A 23465-nucleotide genomic window follows, 5' to 3' on the forward strand; every position below is an offset into this window, starting at 1 on the left:
TCCGCGTTAGTTTGATTATTTAGATTTATGTCCTATCACAAGGGGCGATCGCCAACTCGCACCCGCTGGCGGCTCTGGCCGGATTCGAGGCCCTTGAACGAGGCGTCTGGTGTTTTGTGTGAAACCTTCTTTATATTCTGAAGAATTGGAAACCGAAAATTTCCGTTGCCGTTTTTTCTGTGAACATGGTGATTTCTCAAGAGGCCGGTAGCCCGGGCTTTATACGGTTCTCTGTTTTGTTCGTTGGCCTTGCCCAGAAGCAGGGCAATCAAGTTCACAATGAAATCAGTTCGTTGAGTGCCGAGCTGTATTCAAGTTATTTGCTTTTTTTTATCTTTTTTGTGCTTCTTGCCGTTTGCTTTCACTTCTTCCCCTGCGATGATTTCATGATATTTCTTTTTGATTTGTTCGATGTCGACCGACGGTTCTGGGAATTTCATGTGCAGCGATTCCAGCGTTTCCACTACGATTTTGGAGATGGCGAGATTTCGAAACCATTTGTGGTTGGACGGAATAACAAACCATGGCGCGTAGTCGGTGCTGCACTTGCTTAAGGCGTCTTCAAAAGCTTCGGTATAACTATCCCAGAACGGGCGTTCGGCATAGTCGCTTTCGCTGATTTTCCAGTGTCGAGACTTGTCGGTAATGCGTTGTTTGAAACGTTCAAGCTGTTCGTCGGAATCGATATGCAGGTAAAACTTCAGAATATGGGTGCCGTTGTCGTACAACATTTTCTCGAAATTATTGATATGTTCATAACGTTGGGACCAAACGTTCTTGGGCACCATATTATGCACGCGCTGAACCAGCACGTCTTCGTAATGCGAACGGTTGAAAATGGCGACTTGTCCTTTTGCCGGAGTGTGCTGGTGATAACGCCAGAGGAAATCGTGAGCGGCTTCTTCTGAGGAAGGCACTTTAAATCCGGTCACGGTACAGCCCTGCTAGTTCATTGAGCTCAATACATGATTGATAGTGCCGTCTTTTCCTGAGGCATCTCGCCCTTGCAAGCAAATGAGCAACGATCTTTTGCCTTCGGCATACATCAAATACTGGTAATCATACATATATTGGCTAAGAGCCTGGATTTCGGGCAGGGCGTGTTTATGGGATTCATGTTTGTCCGTGAAACTGGCATCAATCTTGTCGAGTTTGACTTGATTACCAGGTTCCACGCGGAATTTGTTGATGTAATTCATAGATCGCTCCTAGTGAATTGAAATCATGGTGTGCGGGTCCGAAAGAAAAAATAGCGCATGAAACTGTCTACCGTCACCGAATACCCCATCTACTATGTTGTGCTGGCGATTTCAACTTCAACATGCAGAACCGGTTTTTTAAAAGCTATTTAAACATAAAGACGGCCATTGACGAGTCTGTTTATCTGTTAGTTGAACTGCGCTGCTTTATCGGTGAAGATTATGCAAATTTCTGAATGACAAGGCTCTCGACATGACGGTACTGATACGACGCTTGAACGGCGTTAGTTTGTTTCTATTATTTTGCTGCGTAACGCCTGCCTGGGCGGCTAATGACAAGGCGGCGATCGCCAGCGCACATCCTTTAGCGACGCTGGCCGGCTTCGAAATCCTCGAACAAGGTGGCAACGCCTTCGATGCGGCGGTCGCGGTCAGCGCGGCGCTTGCCGTCGTCGAGCCGGCCGGTTCCGGCCTTGGCGGTGGCGGTTTCTGGTTGCTGCACCGAGAGAAAGACGGTTTCGAGACCATGGTCGACGGCCGCGAGAAGGCACCTTTGGCGGCGCATAAGAACATGTATCTGGATCAGAACGGCGAGGTGATTCCCGGATTGTCCCGCGATGGCGCGTTGGCCGCCGGAATTCCGGGACTGCCGGCGGCGTTGGTGCATTTATCGGAAAATTATGGCGCACTGCCGTTGCCCCAGGTTTTGCGGCCCGCGATGCGTTATGCCGAGCAGGGTTTCCAAATCGGCGAGCGCCATCGCAAGTTGCTGGCGTTTCGGCTGAAGCAATTGCTTAAGGATGCGGCGGCCAGCGAGGTGCTGTTGCAGAATGGGCGCATACCGGACGCGGGAAGCGTCTTGCGCCAGAGCGATCTGGCCAAGACCTTGTCCAGGTTAGCCGAACAGGGTCGGGACGGTTTTTATGCCGGCGAGGTCGCGGAAAAACTGCTGGCCAGCGTCAAGCAGGGCGGCGGCATCTGGACGCAAGACGACCTGGATCAATATAAGGTGGTGGAAAGGCGGCCGATTCGCGGCAATTATCGAGGGATCGATGTCGTCAGCGCCGCGCCCCCGTCGTCCGGCGGCATCGTCATGCTGCAGGCCTTGAACATATTGTCGGCTTATTCGTTGGATGAACTGGACAGAGTGGGGCGGATACACTTGGTCAGCGCAGCGATGCAACGCGCCTACCATGACCGCGCCATGTTTTTGGGCGATGCCGATTTCGTCGAGATTCCGCAAGCGCAATTGTTGAGCCTGGATTATGCCGCCGGTATCCGACGTTCGATACGCCTGGACAAAGCCATGCCCAGCACTTGGCTGGCCGGCGAGATCGAGGAAAACAACGACGGCCCGCATACCACGCATTTTTCCATTATCGATAAAGACGGCAATCGAGTGGCCGGTACCTTGAGCGTCAATTTTCCGTTCGGTGCGGCGGCCATGGCCGAAGGAACCGGGGTGTTGTTGAACGATGAAATGGACGATTTCGTCAGCAAGGCCGGTTCGATGAACGGTTACGGTTTGGTGGGCGGTGTCGCCAACGCGATCGAGCCCGGCAAACGCATGTTGTCCAGCATGTCACCAACTTTCTTGGAAGACGATGAACGCATCGCCGTTGTCGGCACCCCGGGCGGCAGCCGGATCATTTCGATGGTGTTATTGGCGGTGCTGGATTTCGCCGCGGGTCACGAACCGGATTCCTGGGTCAACGTGCCGCGCTATCATCATCAATATCTGCCGGATGTTATTCAATACGAGAAGGGCGGGTTGACCGAGGAGGAAATCGCCGGTTTGAAGGCTCTCGGGCATCGACTCAAGGAAGTGCGTTATCGCTACGGCAATATGCAGGCGGTGCAATATCATAAAAAAACCGGCCGATTATCGGCCGCCAGCGATCCCAGGGGGGAAGGACTGGCGTTGGTGCGCTGAGCGAAGTGATTACATTACCTAAGCAAGGCGCTGTCCAATTGTGGCATGGCACTTTTTGCCGAACGGAACAACAGCATGACTTTTACTATGCATTGCTGGATGAACAGGAACGCCAGGCCGTGGAAAGGATGCGCAGGCCGGAAGTTCTTAGCCGCTATCTGGAAACCCGCGCCCGCTTGCGTCTAAAACTAAGCGAATACCTGGGACATGATCCAGCGAAGATTCAAATAGCCCGAACCGAGCACGGCAAGCCCTATTTGCCGGATCATCCCGAGCTGAGTTTCAATCTGTCCCATAGCGGCGAAAATCTGTTGCTGGCGGTCACGAGCCGAGCACAAATCGGTGTCGACGTCGAAACGATACGACCGCGAAAAGGGTTAGACGGCCTGGCGCGTAAATGTTTCGCCGATACGGAACTGAATTATTGGCGATCGCTGCCGGAGGAACGGCAAACAATCGCTTTTTACCGCTTGTGGACGGCCAAGGAAGCCTTCGTCAAGGCGACCGGGCGCGGTATCGCCCTCGGTCTGGACCAAGTCGTTTTCGCTGCCGCTGCAGAGCTAGCGTTGGTTCGGATTCCGGTTCAATACGGGGAGACTGAACAATGGCAGGTGTCTGCCATCGAATTGGGCGAGGGCTTGTGCGCCGCCGTTTGTCTGGAGGGGGCTGGGATGCCAACCATAAGTCTTCATTCCTGGAACACGTTGCTTTGACGGGATTGCACCGGCAAACTCTTCCTTTCATGGCGTCCCTGGCGGTCAGATGCTGACGTAAAGCCCCCTGCACCTAAATTAACGAACATGATGAACACAGCCAATAGTCTATAGAATATAGTTGCTGGGTGAACGACGTCCTCTGATGGACACCCGTGCCTAAATTACATTAACGACGAGTATAATAACCTTTGGCAAAGATTCCGGGCGATGAATAGTGCATCGGAAAAGGCTGGGTTGATGGTTTACACAACCCAGCTTTTTGTCCTAAACAGATCCCCTTTATTTGAGGGACTTAAGCGGTTTTCTCTAAGTCAATTGAAGGTAGGTGAACAAACTCTATTGAGCATCACTAGACTGCTCATCAGTTTCCGTTTCAGCCTCTTCAATACTATCGGATTTTTTTATCGCCAGTTGCGACAAATCAACCTTTGCGATCCGGTCATAGTCGAACTGGCTGATCGTAAAGATCGGTTTCCGGTCATCACGGCTGACATAGTACTTGTCGTCGTTCTGCAATAGACGATAGCGCCGGTCTCCTTTGGGGCCGGAAACTTGCAGCGTCACCGCCTTGCTGTCGGCGGCGTCGAAGTCGGGTGGATTGTCGGCCAGCGCTTGCACGCTCAGATTCGTCAATGCGGAGGCCAATTGCTTGGCTTTTTCCTGGTTTAGCGCCGGCGGCGTATTCTCGGGCTGATCCTCTGCCGACTGTTCGGCGTTGAAATGCCAACCGTCCTCTTGTTTCGCCAGAACGTAATCCGGACCTTCGATGCGCTTGATGTCTGAGGCCGCGAGCAGCGCCTTGTCCAGCCAGTCTTCCGCCTTGGCCGGCCAATCGAAGCTGTTCAGCTTCACCGCATAAACGGCGTCATCCCCGGCTCGGCGGACATGCGATTTCCTGAAGCCGGGCGAGGTGCCGATCAACAGTTCTCCGACCAGCTTATCGGCCTGATACAGCTGCAGCTTGCGTTGGAACTTGTCTTTCGCGACTTCGAAGCGGTGCTGGCTGGCGTCGGTGGTCGCGACCGGCCAGCCGGTTTGCAGGTGTTGCAGCTTGTCCAGCAACCCCTGCAACTTGCCGTCATCGGCCGGTAGTCGCTGCAGGTCGGGAAGTAACCAGGTATCGCCGCTCTTGGTCAGTGTGATACTGTGGTCGGCATCGCTGACGACCACCCGGTCCAATTGCTGCGCTTGAAAACTCAACAACGCCTGCCGCTTGCTTTGTTGCCCGGGCTGTTGCTGGCCCCAAAACAAGGCGGCCGCGATCAGCAGTTGCAATACCAGCAGGCCGCTCAATCCTGTTTGTAATTTCGTCATCGACTTCCTCCGTTATTCTGCCAATAAGCGTAAATAGTCACGTTGCCGCATCTTGTGCCGCTGGCGTTGCAGCAAGGCAACCAGGCCCAGTGCCAGGGCCGCCAGCGCATAGTTCAGATATTCCCAGAACAATTGCGCGCCGTGCTCCATTGGCGGCAGGGTGCGGTTAAAGTGGCCGCGGGCGCGGATGCTCAGCAAGCCGGCGTCCTCCAACGACCAATCGATGGTATTGGCGACCAGTTGCAGCGTATTCAGATATTCGCTGCGGCTGGTGGAGCCGGCGACGCGAATCACCTGATCGCTGAGGAAATCGTTGGACGAGAAAAGAATGATGCGCGCCGATTCCGGCGAATGTTCGATCACGCCGGAGACGGTCGGTTCTTGCTCCGCTTGTTCGTTGTCCTCGTTTGCAGACGATTTCTCCTGTTGAAGCAACGGCGATGGCTTGCCGGCGAAATAGGAATCGAACCGGCCGGCGCTGATCACGCCCAGCGGTTGCGAACCGGTATCGCCTTCCGGCGTATAGTGGGTTTGGCCGCTGGCGTCGATGCGCGGCATCACGTCGGTCGAAGCGGACAGCCAGGATTGCTCGGAACTGTGCAGCAACTCGGTGATGGTGCGTTGCCCTTGCTTGTCCTTATCAATCACGATAGGCGACGCCCAGGCCAGGGTCAGTTGCGGCAGGTCCACCGTGATCGGGTTGTCCCGGTTAAGGCCGTCGCCGCGGACGTCGATGAAGTAGGGGTAATCGAGCATGCGCAATTCCTGCAACACGAAGCCCGCGACATTGCGGGTAACCGGCAACGGAAAGGCCGAATTCTGCGCGTCCATGACCAGCTTGTCGGTCATGCTCAGGCCGTGATGGGCCAGCCAGTCGGACAGGCCGCTGTCTTGTTTTTCCAGGCTGATGTTGCGCGGCGTCAATGTGGCGCTGAACGGCGAAGTGGCCGCGACCACCGTGCCGCCCTGCATCAGGAACTGATCGACCGCGAACACTTGCTTCTCGTCCAGGTCCTTCGGCGACAACAGCAACAGGATATCGGCATCACCGGATACGGAGCCGTCGCTCAGGTCTTCCGGCTGAACGTTCAGCTCGGCGCCGAGAAAGTTTTCCAGCTCGCTGTATTGCGGTCCGCCCATGCCGTATTGGGCATACGCCGGATTGGAGGGCGGCGTCACCAGCGCCACGGTTTTGGTGAAGCCGCTGGCGAAGCGTTTGATGCCGGCCTCCAGGTTGCGTTTAAAGCTGTCCTCGCTCATGTCGTCTAGCGGGATCTGCACGATCTGATCGTTATTGGCCAGGGTCAGGTAGAAGTAAAAGCTTTGATCGCTGAACAAGCTGGCGGCCATCGGTTGAAAGCCGTAATCCTCGCCTATCTGCCGGGCGACCTTGCCGCCGTCGGCGTTCGGGTCGATGAAGTTCGCCTCGAGGCGACCGCCGGCTTGCTTCCGCATCTCTTCGAGTTCCTTTTGTACGGTTTGGCGGAATGCCACCAGTGTTTCGGGCAGCGTATCGTCGGCCGAAACATAGGCGGTGAAGACCAGTTTACCCTTGACGGTATCGAACAGATTGCCGCCGGATTGATAGGCGTTGAGCACCTTCTTGATCGCCCGAGTCAAATCGTGCTCCGGATTGCGCAACTGCACGTCCAGGTCGGTCTCGCTGCGCGCCTGGATCTCGATCAGGTCGCGGAAGCCGAGGATCTGATATTCGTCGCCGTATTGCACCAGCACGTTGAAGTAGGAACTGACGATGGCCGATTGATAACGGTCTGCGACCTGGAACGGCACCGGTTGGATGCCGTATTTCTGATTGGCCTCCTGTTCCAGTTCCGGCTCCTTCAACGGATCGACGAATTCCACCCGCACCTTGCCGTCGCCGGCGATTTCGTATTCGCGCATCAGATCCTGCAATTGCGGCACCAGCGGCGCTAGCAACGGATGGGTCTTGCTGCTGAAATAGCCGCGCAGCAGCAACGGTTCCCGCAGTTGCCGAAGATAGCCTTCGGTCGCGGGCGAGATCGAATATTGGTCGCCTTCGGTGACATCGACGCGCAAGGAGTGGATCTGGCCCAGCCAAAGGTTGGCGCCCAGCGCGTTGGCCAGCAGCAAGGTGGTGGCGATGCGCCAGTTCTTGTGATGCGGCGTCGTGGCGGTCGTCGCCCAGCGTTCTTTTTCCAACACGTAGGTGTTCAAGGTCAGGAACACGGCGATAATGCTGAGGTAATAATACAGGTCGCGCAGGTCGATGACGCCGCGGGTGATAGCATCGAAGCGCGAGCCGGAGCCGAGCAGGCGCAACCATTCGCTGGCCTGATTGCCAAATAAATCGGTGATGGCGCTGTTGCCGAGCAGGTAGAACACGCCGCACAGCGCGGTAGAACTGATCAGACTGACGATCTGATTGTCGCTGCGGGCCGAGACGAACAGGCCGATGCTCAGATAGGCCGCGCCCAACAGCAGCGTGGCCAGATAACCGGCCCAAACCGGGCCCCAATCCAATTCGCCGATCATCGATACGGTGAACGGTAGCGGCAAGGTAATCAGCAGGGCGATGGCCAGCAAGGCCAGGCAGCCCGCGAACTTGCCGAGCACGAAATGCCATAGCGGCACCGGCTGGGTCAGCACATGCTCCAATGTGCCGCTGCGCCTTTCCTCGCTCCATAAACGCATCGTCAACGTGCTGGCGAGGAAAATCAGCAGCACCGGCATCCATTCGAACAACGGCCGCACGTCGGCGATATTGCGGGCGAAAAAGGCCTCGCCCCAGAAAAAAATGAACAAGGTGATCGCCGCGAAGCTCGCCAGGAACAAATAGGCGATCGGCGAGGCGAAAAACAGGGTGGTTTCCTTGCCGGCGATCCGGCGAATCATCGGCAGGGCAGGGCTGTCAGGCTGCATTGCTTAATTCCTCCTTTGCTGGTTTCTCGACCGGCGCGTTGTTGACTTCCCGAAACAGCGTTTCCAGATCGCGCAGTTCCGGTTGCAGTTGATAGAGTTCGGCGCCGCTCTCGATGATGGTTTTCGCCAGCGCCGCGCTGATGGTTTTGCTGGCGTTCAGGTCGGACAGGGTCAGGCGGTAGCGGTAGGCGTCGTCCGACTCGGCGACATGGCTCAGGATTTCCAGGTTTTCGATGCCGTCCAGCGGGCGTAATTGCCGGGCGGCGGTGTCTGGAGCCAGTGTCGTCGCCAACAGCAGATGATTGCTGTGGCGCAACTCGTCGAGTCTGGCGTCCACGACCAGCCGGCCGCTGCGCAGGATCAGCACCCGGTCGCACAGGGCGTCGACTTCCTGCATGATGTGGGTGGAAAGGATGACCGTCGCATCTTGGGCGAGATCGCGGATCAGCTGGCGCATCTGTTCGGTCTGGGTGGGGTCGAGACCGTTGGTCGGTTCGTCGAGGATCAACAGCTTGGGGCGGCCGAGTATCGCCTGGGCGACGCCGACCCGTTGCTTGTAACCTCTGGATAGCGTCGCTATCGGCGAGAGCAGACGATCGGCGATCGCCGTGGCGCGGATTGCCCGTTTGATTTCCTGAAATTTGTTATCGCCTTGCAGGCCTTTCAGTTCGGCGGCATAGTCCAGATAATCTGCCACGCTCATTTCCGGATAAAGCGGCAGGCTTTCCGGCAGGTAGCCGAGAGTTTGTTGTACTTTCTTGGCATCGTCGGCCAGATCGGTGCCGTCGATGTCGATTCGACCTTGATTGGGTTCGAGATAGCCGCTGATCATCTTCATGATCGTAGTCTTGCCGGCGCCGTTGTGGCCGAGCAGGCCGACGATTTCGCCCTTGCCGATATCGAAACCGACCTGGTCGACGGCCACGAAGTCGCCGTAAAGACGGGTCAAACCGCTGACATGCAGCATGTTGTCCTCCTCATTGGATGTGGATTTTTCTAAGAATGTTCGGGTTGCGGAGTAATAAATTTCCCAAATAGCCCGTTCAAAAATGTAGACTTGTTGCCAAGTCATTCGCGGATTCTTATTTTTTCGCCAACAGCAGGGCGGAGGACGCGCCGAGCGGGGCATTTCAGTCGTAAAAAACATTGTTTTATCTTCCTGTGTCCGAGGGGCGATTCCCTGAAAACAAAGTGTCAAACGATTGATTCGACAGAAAGATAAGGGCGAATTTTCCGATTTCAAGCAATTATATTGCCGATATGGCTATAGACGGTTTAAGGAAATGGGCAGCGGTCGGCTGGTAAGTTATGATTGTTAGTTAAGAATTACGTTTCGCCGAGCAAGACAATGGATTGGGATACACTACAACACAACATCTGCAGTTTGGATCTGGAGGCCGATGAACACGGGGAGATCTTTGCGTTCGGCGCGGTTTTCCAACAGCGTCAATTTCAGCGCCGGGCGCCGTTCGATAGCAATAAGACCCTGAGCGAGCTCGACGCTTTCGCAAACGACGCCAAATTCATTCTCGGCCACAACATCCTGCGGCACGATCTGCCGTTGTGCCGGGCGGTCGATCCGCAACTGGCATTGTTCGCCAAGCCGGTGATCGATACCTTGTTTTTGTCGCCGCTGGCCTTTCCGGAAAATCCCTATCATCGCCTGGTGAAAAACTACAAGCTGGTGCGCGACAGCCTGAACGATCCCCTGGCCGACGCCAAATTGGCCTTGTCGTTGTTTCAGGACCAGTTTCAGGCCTTGCTGGAGCAGCACAGCGAAACGGCGGTATTATCTTTTTATCATTACGCTTTCGCCGACAACCCGGTCTATTCCGGTTTGCAACGGGCGTTGGCGGCGATGGGTGCGGAGGAGATGAAGGCCTCGGCCGCATTCGATTTGTTGAAAGCCCTGACGCAGGACAGAGTATGCAAGACCGCTTTCAACAAGGTGATTCTGTCCTATTTACCGAATCCACAATTGCGTCCGGCATTGGCCTATTGTCTGGCCTGGCTGCGCGTCGCCGGCGGTAACTCGGTGTTGCCGCCTTGGGTGCGCCAGCAATTTCCCGATGTCGCGCCGGCGCTGAGGCAGTTACGCGATATTCCCTGCCAGGCGCCGGATTGCGGTTATTGCCGAGGAGTCCACGATCCGGTCGCGCAATTAAAACGTTATTTCGGTTTTTCCGCGTTCCGCCCGCAACCGGAAAACGACGAGGGAGGCAGCCTGCAGCAGGATATCGTCAGGGCGGGCATGGCCGATACGCCGATGTTCGCGGTGCTGCCGACCGGCGGCGGCAAATCGCTGTGTTATCAACTGCCGGCTCTGGTGCGTTACCAGCGCCGCGGCGTGTTGACCATCGTCATATCGCCATTGCAGGCCTTGATGAAGGACCAGGTCGATAACTTGCGCAACAAGACCGGCGCGCCCAGCGTCGCGGCCTTGTACGGCCTATTGACCGGGCCGGAACGCGGCGAAGTGCTGAAGGCGATACAGCTGGGCGACATCGCCTTGCTCTATGTGTCGCCGGAACAGTTGCGCAATGTCGGATTTCAACATGCGATCGAGCAGCGCGAAATCGGTTGCTGGGTGTTCGACGAGGCCCATTGCTTGTCGAAATGGGGCCACGATTTCAGGCCGGATTATCTCTATGTCGCCCGCTTCATCAAGGAATTTGCCGACAAACAGCAAGCCCTGTTGCCGCCGGTGCAATGCTTTACCGCGACCGCCAAGCAGGACGTCAAGGACGAGATCGTCGATTACTTCCGGGCCAACTTGGGCCAGGAATTGACGGTATTCGAAGGCGGCGTCGAACGCAACAACCTGCATTTCGAGGTGCAGACGGTCAATTCCGTCGATAAATATCCGCGCATCAATACGCTGTTGCATGAACGTCTCGACGGGCTGGAAAGCGGCAGCGCGATTATTTATTGCGCCACGCGCACGAAAACCGAGGAAATCGCCGAGTTTCTGCAGCAACAAGACTGGCGGGTCGAGGCCTTTCATGCCGGAAAGAACGCGGCCGAAAAAAAACATATCCAGGATAACTTCATCACCGGTTCGACCCGGATCATCACCGCGACCAACGCCTTCGGCATGGGCATCGACAAAGAGGATGTCAGGTTGGTGATTCACGCCGACATACCGGGGTCGCTGGAAAATTATCTGCAGGAGGCCGGACGCGCCGGACGCGACCAACAGGACGCCGAATGCATCTTGTTGTTCGATGAAAACGACATCGACACCCAATTCAAGCTGTCGGCCACTTCGCAGCTGGATCAGCGCGATATCGCCCAGATTCTGAAGGGCCTCAGGCGCGTGCGCAAGGACCGCAACGGCAATGTCGTCATCACCACCGGCGAATTGCTGCAGCACGACGACGTGGAGACCTCGTTCGACGCCGAGGACCATAATGCCGCAACCAAGGTCATCACCGCCGTGTCGTGGTTGGAGCGGGCTGGCTTCATCGAGCGCAACGAGAACAAGACCCAGGTGTTTCAGGGCAGACCGCTGGTGAAGAACCGCGAGAAAGCCGAGCAAAAAATCGCCCGGCTGGGATTGTCCGAACGGCAACAAAAACGCTGGCTGTCGATACTGGATGCCTTGTTCAACGCCGACAGCGACGAGGGTTTCAGTGCCGACGAATTGGCTTTATCGGGCGAGTTTGCGCCGGCCGACGACGAGGAACAGCGGATCAGCGCCAGTCAGCGCGTGATCCGCACCTTATACCAGATGTCCGAGCAGGGATTGATCCAGAAAAACCTGCTATTGACCGCGTTCGTTCGCTACAAGGTCGCCAATACTTCGCTCGGATTGTTGCCGCAAATTTGTCGTTTGGAAAAGGCGCTAATCGAGGTGTTGCAGGAGCAGGCGCCGGATGCGGAGGAAGGTGATTGGCAAGTATTGTCGCTGCGGCATGTCAATCAACATCTGTTGGATTTGGGGTTTAGCGAATGCAATCCGGAAGTGCTGCGGCTGTTGTTGGTGTCGATGAGCCGGGACGGTCAGGGGATGGCCGGCAATAAAGGCAGCTTGCATCTGCGTCATTACTCGCAGGACCAATATCGGGTCAAGTTGAACCGTGGCTGGCAAGCGTTGTTGGAAACGGTACAGCGCCGGCAAAGCGTCGCCCAAATCGCGTTGCGGGCGATAATAGACAAAATTCCGCCGGAAACCAAGCCGAGCGCCGATGTGCTGGTCGAGTTTGCGGTCGAGGAACTGCTGGCGGCGTTGAATCAGGATATCGACATGCGCTCGGCCTTGAAGGACCCTTTGGCGGCGGTGGAGCGAGGACTGAACTTTCTCCACGAACAAAAGATCATCACGTTGCAAAAGGGGTTGGCGGTGTTTCGCCAGGCGATGACGATCAAGGTGTTGCCGGAAGCCAAGGGACGGCGCTACAACAAAGGCGATTACGAACCCTTGTCCCAGCATTACGGCGAGCGGATATTTCAGGTCCATGTCATGAACGAATACGCCCGCAAAGGCCTGGAGAAAATCGGTCAGGCTCTGGCTTTCGTCGTCGCCTATTTTTCCCAGGACAAGACCGAGTTCGTCAAACGCTATTTCAAGGGACGCGCCGAGATTTTGCAGCGCGCCACCAGCCAGCAGTCTTTCCAACGCATCGTCAGCGACCTGCAGAACCCGCAGCAACAGGCGTTGGTGGCCGCTCACGAAGACGACAACCAGCTGATTCTGGCCGGCCCCGGTTCCGGCAAGACGCGGGTCGTCGTTCACCGCTGCGCCTATTTGCTGCGGGTCAAGCAGGTTCAGGCCGGCAGCATCCTGGTGCTGTGCTTCAACCGCAATGCCGCCGCCGAAGTGCGGCAACGCCTGTTCGAACTGGTCGGCGCCGAGGCCAAGGCGGTGACGATACAAACCTATCACGGCCTCAGCCTGCGCCTGACCGGCCACGCCTTGGCCGGCATCGACGGCGGCGACCCCGAGCAAAGCGAGCAACAGTTTCAGACGATGATCAGGGACGCAATCGACTTATTGAACGGCGACAAGCCTTGTTTGAATGTCGATCGCGACGAGATGCGCGACCGCTTGCTGGCGGGCTACCGTTTCATCCTGGTGGACGAATATCAGGACATCGACGATTTGCAGTACCAGTTGATTTCGGCGCTGGCCGGACGTAACCGGGACGAAGACAGCAAGTTGACGATACTGGCGGTCGGCGACGACGACCAGAACATATACCAGTTCCGCGGCGCCAATATCGTCTTTATCCGCCGGTTCGAGGAGGACTATCGGGCCACTAAACATTATCTGGTCGAGAATTACCGCTCCAGCGCCCATATCATTGCCGCCGCCAATCAATTGATCGAGGCTAACCGGGACCGGATGAAACGGCAGCATCCGATCCGCATCAACCGAGGCCGGGCAACGCTGCCGGCGGGCGGCCGCTGGGAAAAACTGGACCCGCTGGCCAAGGGGCGGGTACAGGTGTTGCATTGTCCCGACGCCAATCGACAGGCCAAGGCGTTGGTGGGGGAATTGCGGCGCTTGCGCCAGTTGGACCCCAGCCTGGATTGGTCGCAATGCGCCATCTTGACGACCGAATGGCGCCTGTTGAATCCGGTCAGGGCCTGTCTGGAAGCGCAAGACATTCCGCTCAGCCTGGCCTTACCCAAACAGGCATTGCCGCCGCCGTTCCGCATTCGCGAAAACCTGGACTTGCTCAATGCGATCAAGCAAAGCCCGGACCGCTTGTGCGCGGCGAGCGAGTGGCTGGAATATTTGGCGAACAAGCCGGACAATCTTTGGCGTCGTCAGTTGCAGAAACTGCTGCTTAGCTGGCGCGATGAAACCGGCGATGCCGAAACCGGCAAGCAAGCATTGCTGGAATACTTGTATGAATCGCTGGCGGAACAGCGCCGCGACTGCCGGCTGGGGCAGGGTATTTTTCTCAGCACGATCCATTCGGTCAAGGGCATGGAGTTCAACCACGTTTTCATCCTGGACGGCGGCTGGGCTTCTGTCGCTAGCGAGGAGCAGCGCCGCTTGCTGTACGTGGCGATGACGCGGGCCAGGGAAACCCTCAGTCTGATGCAAAGAGGGGATTGGCGCAATCCTTACTTGCCGGCGCTGCAGGGCGACTTCCTCTTGCCGCGCAGCGCTGAATTTCTGGACGAGGAATTTCCGGAGCAGGCGGACAATTCCTATGAATTTCTAGGGTTGCAGGACTTCGATCTCAGTTATGCCGGCAGTTTCGATGCCAAGCATCCGATACACCAGGCTTTGGCCGAACTCGAGGTCGGTTCGGCGGTGGACATTTGCCGCCGAGGCGACAAGATCTTAATGTTAAACGGGGAAGTAATCGTCGCGGCGCTGTCGAAAAAAGCCTGTCAACGATGGTCGCCGCGAGTCGACAACATTCGCTCCGCGGGCGTGATCGCCATGATTACCCGTTACCGAAGCGACAGCGAAGAAGCTTATCAATCACGTTGTAAAGTTGAGCAATGGGAGGTGCCGATATTGGAGGTGGTTTTAGGTTAGAACGTTGCTTGCGGCAATCGGCTTGGGTCTACTTTTGGTTTATCTTCTATAAACTTGAGATTTTTTCAAACCGTTGTAACCTCTTTTCAGGGTTGATTAATGCGGTGATAAAAATGCTTAAAACAATTTTGCTGATACTTATTCATTTTCCATGTAATCCATTTTCCACTCAGCGTTTTGCAGCGTCATGACGAATGTCCGGCAAGCAGCGGAGCTTTTAACGGGCGTTCACCCTGATAAAACGTGAAGCGGGGATGTAAGCGCCGCGTTTCCTGATGTTTCTTGGGATAGCATCGCGTTGTAGGCGGCAATAAAAAAGGCCGATTGAAAACCGGCCTTTTTTTGATGATATTTCTTACTTCAACAGTCCCTGCAATAGTCCATTCAGCTTATGCACGAACGCCGCTGGATCGTCCAGCTGACCGCCCTCGCTGAGGATGGCCTGGTCGAACAGAATGTTGGCGATGTCGGCGAAGCGGGCATCGTCTTGTTCGTCTTTCAAAGCATTGACTAAGCCGTGGGAAGGGTTGATTTCCAGGGTCGGTTTGCTGCCGCCCATGCCCATCATATTCATCGATTGTCCGGCTTCCTTCATGATGCGTTGCATATTCAGGCTCATGTCGTAAGCGCCGGTGACCAGGCAAGCCGGCGAGTCGGTCAGGCGGTGGCTGATCTTGACGTCTTCAACCTTGTCGCTCAAGACTTCCTTGATTTGGTTAACGACCGATTCGAAATCCTTGTTGATTTCTTCCTGTTCTTTTTTCTCTTCTTCGCTGTCCAGTTTGTCCAGATCAAGATCGCCCTTGGCGACAGATTGCAGGTGCTTGCCGTCGAATTCGGTCAGGTTGGATACCAGCCATTCGTCGACACGGTCGGACAACAGCAGCACTTCGATGCCTTTCTTACGGAAGATTTCCAGATGCGGGCTGTTTTTCGCCGCCGAGAAGCTGTCGGCCGTGACATAGTAAATTTTATCCTGGCCTTCTTTCATGCGGCTGACGTAATCGGTTAACGACACGTCTTGTTTTACGCTGTCGGTATGGGTGGTGGAAAAACGCAGCAACTTGGCGATGCGGTCCTTGTTTTTGTGGTCTTCGATCGGGCCTTCTTTCAGCACATTACCGAATTGTTCCCATAGGTTGCCGTATTTCTCGGCGTCGTCATTGGCGACGCTTTCCAGCAGGCCCAATACTTTTTTCACGGCGCCGGCCTTGATGCTGGCGATTTGCTTGCTTTGCTGCAACATTTCGCGGGAGACGTTCAGCGGCAGCGAATCGGCGTCGATGACGCCGCGGATGAAACGCAGGTAGCGTGGCATCAGCTGTTCGGCGTCGTCGGTGATGAAGACTTTGCGGATATACAATTTGACGCCGTGCTTGGCGTCTCGGTCCCACAGGTCGAACGGTGCGCGGGACGGTACGTACAAAAGCATCGTGTATTCGTTGGTGCCTTCGACCTTGCTATGGAGATAGGCCAAAGGGTCCTGGAAGTCGTGGCCGACGTGTTTATAGAATTCGTTGTATTGTTCCTCGGTGATCTCGTCCCGGGACATTTTCCACAATGCCGATGCTTCGTTGACGGTTTCCTCCTCGACGCGTGCTGGAGCCGTTTCGTTGCCTTCGTCATCTTTTTCGGCAGGAATTTCACGATCCATGACCACCGGAATCGAAATATGGTCGGAATATTTTTTGACGATGGAGCGCAGGCGGTAGTCTTCCAGAAATTCCTCTTCACCCTCTTTCAGGTGCAGGACGATCTCGGTGCCGCGTTTGGCTTTTTCCACCGTTTCCAGCGTATATTCGCCTTCGCCGGTGGATTCCCAGCGCACGCCTTCTTTTTCCCCTGCTTTGCGGGTAGTCAAAGTGACTTTGTCCGCGACGATGAAGGCGGAGTAGAAACCGACGCCGAACTGGCCGATGAGCTCACTGTCTTTGGCTTGGTCGCCGGTCAATTTTTCGAAAAACTGTTTGGTGCCAGATTTGGCGATGGTGCCGATATGTTCCTGAACTTCCTCGCGGCTCATGCCGATGCCGTTATCGATGACACTAATGGTTTTGGCATCTTTGTCGATTTCCAGGCGGATTTTCAGTTCGCTGTCGCCTTCGTACAGGCTGTCGTTGGATAGCGCTTGGAAACGCAATTTGTCGGCGGCATCGGAACCGTTGGAAATCAATTCACGTAGAAAAATCTCCTTATTGCTGTACAAGGAGTGGATCATCAGGTGCAATAAATGTTTAACTTCGGTTTGAAAGCCTAAGGTTTCTTTTTTTGCCTCAACAGTCATTGTTTACTCTCTGGTAGTTTTCGAATCAGATGGCATGTAAAGTGGGGATGGTATTTTTATTTTTCAAGTATGGACAGTTGGGAATCTGCAGTTAAAATTGGTTATATACCTTTCCGCACGTGCTTTTTATCGTCAACCAAGCCTTGCTAACCGGATTTGCCATGTGATGACGCTGAAATTATCGAATAAAAAAATACTCTTGGTCGAGGATTTTCCGACAATGCGTAAAGCCATTAAGGACATGCTCGGCACGCTGGACGCACATTATGTCGTGGAAAGCGACAATGGTTTGAATGCGCTCAAGGAAATGGCCAGGGAAAAATTCGATATCGTCTTGTGCGATTACAATCTGGGCAAGGGGAAAAACGGACAGCAGGTACTGGAAGAAGCGCGGCAGCGAAAATTGCTGCCATTTAGCGCCGTATTCATCATTATCAGCGGAGAACAGGCCCCAGGCATGGTGCTGGGAGCGATGGAAAACAAGCCGGACGAATACTTGACCAAGCCCTTTAATGCATTGCAATTGCGTACCCGCCTGGAAAAAAATTTCAAACGTAAAGCCTATTTGTACCCGGTGGAAAGGGAGCTCGACCGCGGGAACCTGGCGTTAGCCATTCACCAATGCGATAAATTGCTGCAGGAAAACGACAAGAAAATGCGTACGTTGCTGCTGAAAATCCGCGCCGATCTGGCGTTGAAAGTCGGTGACTTGGTCAAGGCGGGAGAGATTTATCAGGAAGTATTGGCGCAACGAGAATTACCCTGGGCCCGGTTGGGGTTGGGGATTATCGCCTTCAAGGAGAATAATTTTTCTAGTGCGATCGCTATTTTTGAACGACTGATCGCCAGCAATCCTTTGTACATGGATAGCTATGACTGGTTAAGCCAGGCTTATCAGGCCGACGACCAACCGATTCAGGCCCAGGATATCTTGAATCAGGCGGTCGAACTTTCGCCCACGGCGATTTTGCGGCAAAAAAAGCTGGCGGAAACGGCCGATAAAAACAATAGCCTGGACGTGGCCGAACAGGCCTACAAGGCGGTCGTCAAGTTGGGTAAGCATTCAGTCCATAAATCCAGCAGCGATTTTTCCAAATTGGCCCGGTTGTACTCCCGGACCAACGATGCCAAGCAGGCGCTGAAAACGCTCGATGATATGCGTCAGGAATTTATCAAAAATCCGGAAGCGGAATTGCGCGCCGCCACGCTGGAAACGGAATTATACCAGCAATTGGGCGATGAAAAGCTGGCGAAAGAGGCCTTTTCCAAGGTGCGTGACTTGAGTGAGTCGATGGGCAAGAGCATGCCCAAAGACCTGCAATTGGATCTGGCCAAGGCCTGTTTTCTGAATGACGACCATGAAACTGCCGATAAGGTGCTCGAGTCGTTGATAATCAACCATATCGACGATGACGCCTTCATGGATGATATTCGCCAGATGCAGAGCAGTGTCGGGCGCGATAACTATTCCGAAACCCTGATGCAAAAAACTCGGCAGCAATTGATCGAAATTAACAACCAGGGCGTTTCCTTGTTTAAACAGGGCAAGCCTAACGAAGCGATGAGTTTGTTTGAGAAGGCCTCCGCTAAAATGCCGGCTAACAAGACTATCGTGCTCAATATGACCCGCATCGCGATGCACGAGTTGAAATCGTCCGGTCCCAACGAAGAACGCATCTTGCGTGCCCATGCCCTCCTAAATAGAGCCAAACAAGTAGGGGTCGCGGAAGATAAACTGGGTAACCTGCAAATGGAATTCGCCAAACTGACTCATGCTCGGTCGGCTAATAGCAATAATGCAGCTTAATCAATCCCAGCATTTTGCCACCATTCTCGCCTCGACGGTTCATGACATTAAAAACTCGCTGACGGTTTTGCATGATCGTATTCGGCGAATTTCCGCCAGTCGCGGCCATGACGACCCCGATCTGCTTCAGTTGGAGTTCGAGGCCAATCGCATGAATCACAGCATGATGCAATTGCTGGCCCTGTATAAAATCGATAACAATAAATTTAATCTCGAGATCGACGAATATGCGGTACAGGAAATTTTCGATGAAGTGCGTGCCGAACAGGCGCCCTTGTTGCGCTTGGACGATATCGCATTGACCGTGGCATGCCCGGACGAATTGATGTGTTTCTGCGATTTCACCCAGGTCTGCAATGCGCTTGGCACGGTGCTAAACAATGCACGCCGTTATAGCCGCCGTAAGATCGAGTTGTCCGCCAGTCAACAGCGGGATTATGTCTGTTTTGTCATCGAGGACGATGGCGAGGGGTATTCGGAAGAATTGCTGGCGATCGATCCGGCCGACCAGGGGCGAATGGACTGGATTAGCGGCAGCACGGGCTTGGGACTTTATTTTGTTGCCACGATTGCGTCATTACATAGCAATGGCGATAAACGGGGCCATATCCGAATCGATAACGACAGTCGCCTCGGCGGCGCGCGTTTCAGGCTGTTTCTGCCATGAGCGGTGCGCCACAAAAGCGTTGGCAAATGTTGAACAAAGTCTCCCAGCTATCGCCCGGACTTTGCCCCTTTATCTGCCTGTCGGCGCTGGCGCACAATAATAAAATATCTTCTAGTTGCGTCAGCGACAACCGTTTCAAGGCTGCCCCAACCAGTTGTTTTCTTTTGTCCCAGACCTGGTGTTTGGCGAAAACGCTGTCTTTGCGGCCGCCTTGCGCCAGGTCCGTCTTGATGTTGAACAGATTCCTGGCTTCGCGGCTTAAGGCCCACAGCAGTACCGGCTCGGCGATTCCTTCGGCCTTCAATCCTTGTAGAATTTTGGCGGCCCGGTTAATGCGTCCCGGTAACAAGCTGTCCATCAGTTTGAAGACGTCGTAACGGGCGTTGTCGGCGACCAACTGTTCAACATCTTGCGCGGAAACGGCGTTGTCGCCGTGCAGGATATAAAGCTTTTCAATTTCCTGGGCGGCGGCCAGCAGGTTTCCCTCGATCCGCGAGGCAAGCGCTTTCAATCCGTCCGGATCGATGTGCATGCCTTTTTTTTGGCTCCGTCGCTGTAAACATTGTACCAGCGCGGCTCCCTGCAATGGCCAAACCTGTAGCACCGCGCCGGCTTTGTCCAGTGCCTGGAACCAACGTGATTTTTGCGCCTGCGGGGATAATTTTCCGCACGTAATCAATAACAGCGTTTCGGGCGGTAGACGGCTGCAATATTCCAGCAATGCCTTGGCGCCTTCGTTACCCGGTTTGCCGGACGGAATACGCAGGTCGATGATTTTTTTTTCGGCGAAAATGGATAGGGAATCGGCTTCCACCGATAACCGTTGCCAGTCGAAATTGCCTTCGGCGTTCAATACCTCCCTTACCGTGTATCCGGCCTGTTTGGCGTATGCACGGATTTCATCCGCTGCCTCGCCGAGTTGCAGCGGCTCATCGCCACACAGCAAATAGACCGGATGTAATTTTTTTTGCAGGTCGGTGGGCAATTGCTCGAGACGTAAACGCATGCCGTTCTAGTTTTTCAGTATGGCGCGTGCCCGTGAAATAATCGAACGCACCGCTTGTCGGTACATTTCATCGCGAATCACGGCTTCTTCATTGTTCTTGGCCAGGATGTCTTGCTGACTATTGAAGTATTCGCGATCGATTTCCAGGTCTTGTTGCTTGAGCAGCACTTTGCCTTGAGGGTCGAGTAGCGAGTAATTGACCGTGTAGGTCAATTCGAACTCAATCGCCTTGCCTTGAGAATCCAGAGCCAGTACACGCCTTCTCATATCGTCTTTGAGGACCTTGATGACCATTCCGGCCTGGGAGGGAGAACTGACCAGTCGGCCGTCGGAATAGCGCAACGATTGTTTCATTTCACGCTGCAATTGCGAGCCTGCGCCTTCGACATAGACGCTTTTCATTTCCTCGGGAATATCGACGGCGCCGCGCAGATGATAGCCGCAGGCCGTCAGCGACAGCATCGACGCCACAAGCGCGGCACTAATAAATGACTTGGTTCCCATGACTATCTTTCTTTTCGCGTTAAACAACAATATTGACCAGTTTTTTCGGCACCACGATGACTTTTTTGATCGGCTTGTCTTCGACATAGCGTTTGACGTTTTCATCGCCCAATGCCTGCGCTTCGATTTCTTCCTTGCTGGCCGTCAGGGCGACTTCCAGTCTGCTGCGCAGTTTGCCGTTCACCTGTATGACCATTTGCAGGCTGTCTTGTTGCATGGCCGACTGGTCGATCGTGGGCCAGCTTTCCGTGGCGATATCGCCGTCATGGCCCAGTTCCTGCCAGAGTTGCTGGCAGATGTGCGGGATGATCGGCGCCAGCATCAGCACGACCGCTTCCAAAGCCTCCTGTTTGACCGCTCTGCCGTTGTCTGAATCGTCTTCGAATTTGGATAGGGCGTTGATCAACTCCATGTTGGCGGCAATGGCGGTGTTGAAGGTATGGCGGCGGCTCAGGTCGTCCGTCACCTTGCTTAAGGTCTGGTGCAATTGCCGGCGGAGGGCCTTTTGCGCTTCGTTCAGTGCGTTTTTGGCCAATGCCGGGCCGGGTTGTCCGCTTTCGGCATGCAGATAGACCTGGCGCCATAGTCTCCTCAGGAAACGGAAAGCCCCTTCCACGCCGCTGTCGGACCACTCCAGGGATTGATCGGGCGGCGACGTGAACATGGTGTACAAGCGAACGGTATCGGCGCCGTATTGATCGATCAGCATTTGCGGGTCGACGCCGTTATTTTTGGATTTGGACATTTTTTCGATCGGGCCGACCGTAACCGGCGAACCGTCTTCCCGCAGTTTGGCGCCGACGATGCGTCCTTTGTCATCGCGCTCGACATCGACTTGGGTCATGTTGAAATAGCGTTTGTGCCCGTGCTCGTCCGTTTGATAAAACGTCTCGGCGACCACCATGCCTTGGGTCAAGAGGTTCTTGAACGGTTCGTCGACCTTGACCAGGCCTTCGTCGCGCAGCAACTTGGTGTAGAAGCGGGCATAAAGCAAATGCAGAATGGCGTGTTCGATGCCGCCGATATAATGGTCGACCGGCAGCCAGTAATCGACCGATTCGGCCAACATGGATTTGTCGCTGGCGCCGGCATAGCGGGCGAAATACCAGGACGATTCCATGAAGGTGTCGAAGGTATCGGTATCCCGTTTCGCGGCCTGACCGCACTGTGGGCAAGCGGCATGCGGGAAAGTCGGGTGCGCGGCCAGGGGCGACTGCGAGCCGTCCAACACAACATCGCGCGGCAGCGTCACCGGCAAATCCTGCTCGGGCACGGGCACCATGCCGCAATCGTCGCAGTAAATGACCGGCACCGGCGCGCCCCAATAGCGCTGTCTGGAGACGCCCCAGTCGCGCAGGCGGAAATTGGTCCGGCGCTCGCCCTTGCCGGCCTTTTCCAAATGCTTGGCGATGGCCTCGAAGGCTTCGGCCGAGGTCAGACCGTCGAACTGGGCGGAATGCTTCAACACGCCTTTGTCCGTAAAGGCCTGTTCGGCAATGCTGTCATCGGCGCCGTCGGCGGCGAAAATGACTTGTTTGATCGGAATTCCGTATTTCTTGGCGAATTCGTAATCGCGTTGGTCGTGCCCCGGTACCGACATCACCGCGCCCGTGCCGTAGCTCATCAGCACGAAATTGGCGATCCATACCGGGACTTCCTCGCCGGTGATCGGGTGGGTGGCCTTGACGCCGGAATCGATGCCGCGTTTTTCCATCGTTTCCAGGGCCGCCTCGGAAGTCTCCATAAGCTTGCATTCTTCCAGGAACGCGGCGATGTCTGGGTTGTGTTCGGCTGCGGTTAGAGCTACCGGATGCTCCGCGGCCACGGCGACATAGGTGACGCCCATCAAGGTATCGGGTCGGGTCGTGTAAATGCGGATCGGCTGTTCTTGCCCGGGCACGACGAAATCCATTTCCACACCTTCGGAACGGCCGATCCAGTTGGCCTGCATCGTTCTGACCTGTTCCGGCCAGCCTTCCAGTTTTTCCAGGTCCTGTAACAGTTCGTCGGCGTAAGCGGTGATTTTCAGAAACCATTGCGAGATTTCCTTTTTCTCGACCTTGGTGTCGCAGCGCCAGCAGCAACCGTCGATGACTTGTTCGTTTGCCAGTACGGTCATGTCGTTCGGGCACCAGTTGACCGGAGATACTTTTTTATAAACCAGGTCTTTTTCCAATAGCTTGATGAAAAACCATTGCTCCCAGCGGTAATAGTCCGGGTCGCAGGTCGCCAGTTCGCGGTTCCAATCGTAACCGAAGCCGAGACGTTTCAATTGATCACGCATGTAGGCGATGTTCTCGTAGGTCCAATCGGCAGGATGTACCTTGTTCTGCATGGCGGCGTTTTCCGCCGGCAGGCCGAAGGCGTCCCAGCCCATCGGTTGCATGACGTTTTTCCCCTGCATGCGTTGAAAGCGGCTGATGACGTCTCCGATGGTGTAATTTCTAACATGCCCCATATGCAATTTGCCGCTGGGATATGGAAACATCGACAGACAGTAATATTTCTCTTTGCCCGTGTCCTCGGAAGCATTGAACACTCCCGATTGCTCCCATTGTTCCTGAACTTTTTGCTCTATGGCTAACGGTTTGTAATTTTCTTCCATCCTGCTCGTCTTTTACCGGTCAAAAGCGTT

13 protein-coding genes and 1 pseudogene are annotated in these 23465 nt (G+C 54.9%); 5 read left to right on the forward strand and 9 right to left on the reverse strand.

All coding sequences use genetic code 11. The features are described 5' to 3' along the window. Positions 1-35 precede the first annotated feature (35 nt). The gene (locus EP25_RS23950; protein WP_031434881.1) at positions 36-278 is read right to left on the reverse strand and encodes a hypothetical protein; all 243 of its coding nucleotides are present in this window, start codon (positions 276-278) and stop codon (positions 36-38) included. A 33-nt stretch (positions 279-311) separates the two neighbouring features. Continuing rightward, a pseudogene (locus tag EP25_RS22075) lies at positions 312-1199 on the reverse strand (polyphosphate kinase 2 family protein). Between the two features lie 253 nt (positions 1200-1452). Here EP25_RS22075 and ggt point away from each other — a divergent pair. Together ggt and EP25_RS0116325 are read left to right on the forward strand one after the other, a co-directional pair. Continuing rightward, entirely contained in the window at positions 1453-3132 is a 1680-nt protein-coding gene (ggt, locus tag EP25_RS0116320) for a gamma-glutamyltransferase (protein ID WP_036300703.1), read from the forward strand. Between the two features lie 5 nt (positions 3133-3137). Then, entirely contained in the window at positions 3138-3845 is a 708-nt protein-coding gene (locus EP25_RS0116325; protein WP_152555666.1) for a 4'-phosphopantetheinyl transferase family protein, read from the forward strand. 339 nt (positions 3846-4184) lie between these two features. On the opposite strand, the gene EP25_RS0116330 is transcribed toward EP25_RS0116325, so the two are convergent. Genes EP25_RS0116330 through EP25_RS0116340 form a run of 3 tightly spaced genes read right to left on the reverse strand, consistent with a single transcriptional unit; the run spans position 4185 to position 9030 of the window. Continuing rightward, positions 4185-5162: a DUF4340 domain-containing protein gene (locus tag EP25_RS0116330; protein WP_031434884.1), complete on the reverse strand. Its 978-nt coding sequence runs from the start codon at positions 5160-5162 to the stop codon at positions 4185-4187. 12 nt (positions 5163-5174) lie between these two features. Then, the gene (locus EP25_RS0116335; RefSeq protein WP_031434885.1) at positions 5175-8063 is read right to left on the reverse strand and encodes a Gldg family protein; all 2889 of its coding nucleotides are present in this window, start codon (positions 8061-8063) and stop codon (positions 5175-5177) included. Then, positions 8053-9030, reverse strand: a complete 978-nt coding sequence (locus EP25_RS0116340) for an ABC transporter ATP-binding protein (RefSeq protein WP_031434886.1) — start codon at positions 9028-9030, stop codon at positions 8053-8055. The genes EP25_RS0116335 and EP25_RS0116340 overlap by 11 nt, the downstream gene beginning before the upstream one ends. 381 nt (positions 9031-9411) lie before the next feature. On the opposite strand from EP25_RS0116340, the gene EP25_RS0116345 reads away from it, so the two are divergent. Beyond that, on the forward strand, positions 9412-14562 hold the full coding sequence (locus tag EP25_RS0116345) for a RecQ family ATP-dependent DNA helicase (protein ID WP_031434887.1): 5151 nt from the start codon (positions 9412-9414) through the stop codon (positions 14560-14562). Between the two features lie 355 nt (positions 14563-14917). Here EP25_RS0116345 and htpG read toward each other — a convergent pair whose 3' ends face one another. After that, entirely contained in the window at positions 14918-16846 is a 1929-nt protein-coding gene (gene htpG, locus EP25_RS0116350; RefSeq protein ID WP_031434888.1) for a molecular chaperone HtpG, read from the reverse strand. 166 nt (positions 16847-17012) lie between these two features. On the opposite strand from htpG, the gene EP25_RS0116355 reads away from it, so the two are divergent. Together EP25_RS0116355 and EP25_RS0116360 are read left to right on the forward strand one after the other, a co-directional pair. After that, positions 17013-18653, forward strand: a complete 1641-nt coding sequence (locus EP25_RS0116355; protein ID WP_031434889.1) for a response regulator — start codon at positions 17013-17015, stop codon at positions 18651-18653. Beyond that, the gene (locus tag EP25_RS0116360) at positions 18643-19320 is read left to right on the forward strand and encodes a sensor histidine kinase (RefSeq protein WP_031434890.1); all 678 of its coding nucleotides are present in this window, start codon (positions 18643-18645) and stop codon (positions 19318-19320) included. The genes EP25_RS0116355 and EP25_RS0116360 overlap by 11 nt, the downstream gene beginning before the upstream one ends. Here EP25_RS0116360 and holA read toward each other — a convergent pair. The 3 genes from holA to leuS are packed head-to-tail and all read right to left on the reverse strand — an operon-like array spanning position 19301 to position 23435. Beyond that, positions 19301-20326: a DNA polymerase III subunit delta gene (holA, locus tag EP25_RS0116365; RefSeq protein ID WP_031434891.1), complete on the reverse strand. Its 1026-nt coding sequence runs from the start codon at positions 20324-20326 to the stop codon at positions 19301-19303. The genes EP25_RS0116360 and holA overlap by 20 nt on opposite strands. A gap of 6 nt (positions 20327-20332) precedes the next feature. Continuing rightward, on the reverse strand, positions 20333-20830 hold the full coding sequence (locus tag EP25_RS0116370; RefSeq protein ID WP_031434892.1) for an LPS-assembly lipoprotein LptE: 498 nt from the start codon (positions 20828-20830) through the stop codon (positions 20333-20335). Between the two features lie 19 nt (positions 20831-20849). Next, positions 20850-23435 carry a leucine--tRNA ligase gene (gene leuS / locus EP25_RS0116375; protein WP_031434893.1) on the reverse strand — a complete coding sequence of 862 codons (2586 nt, stop codon included), beginning with the start codon at positions 23433-23435 and terminating at the stop codon, positions 20850-20852. Positions 23436-23465 lie beyond the last annotated feature (30 nt).

The organism is Methylomarinum vadi, assembly GCF_000733935.1.
GTDB classification, from domain to species: domain Bacteria; phylum Pseudomonadota; class Gammaproteobacteria; order Methylococcales; family Methylomonadaceae; genus Methylomarinum; species Methylomarinum vadi.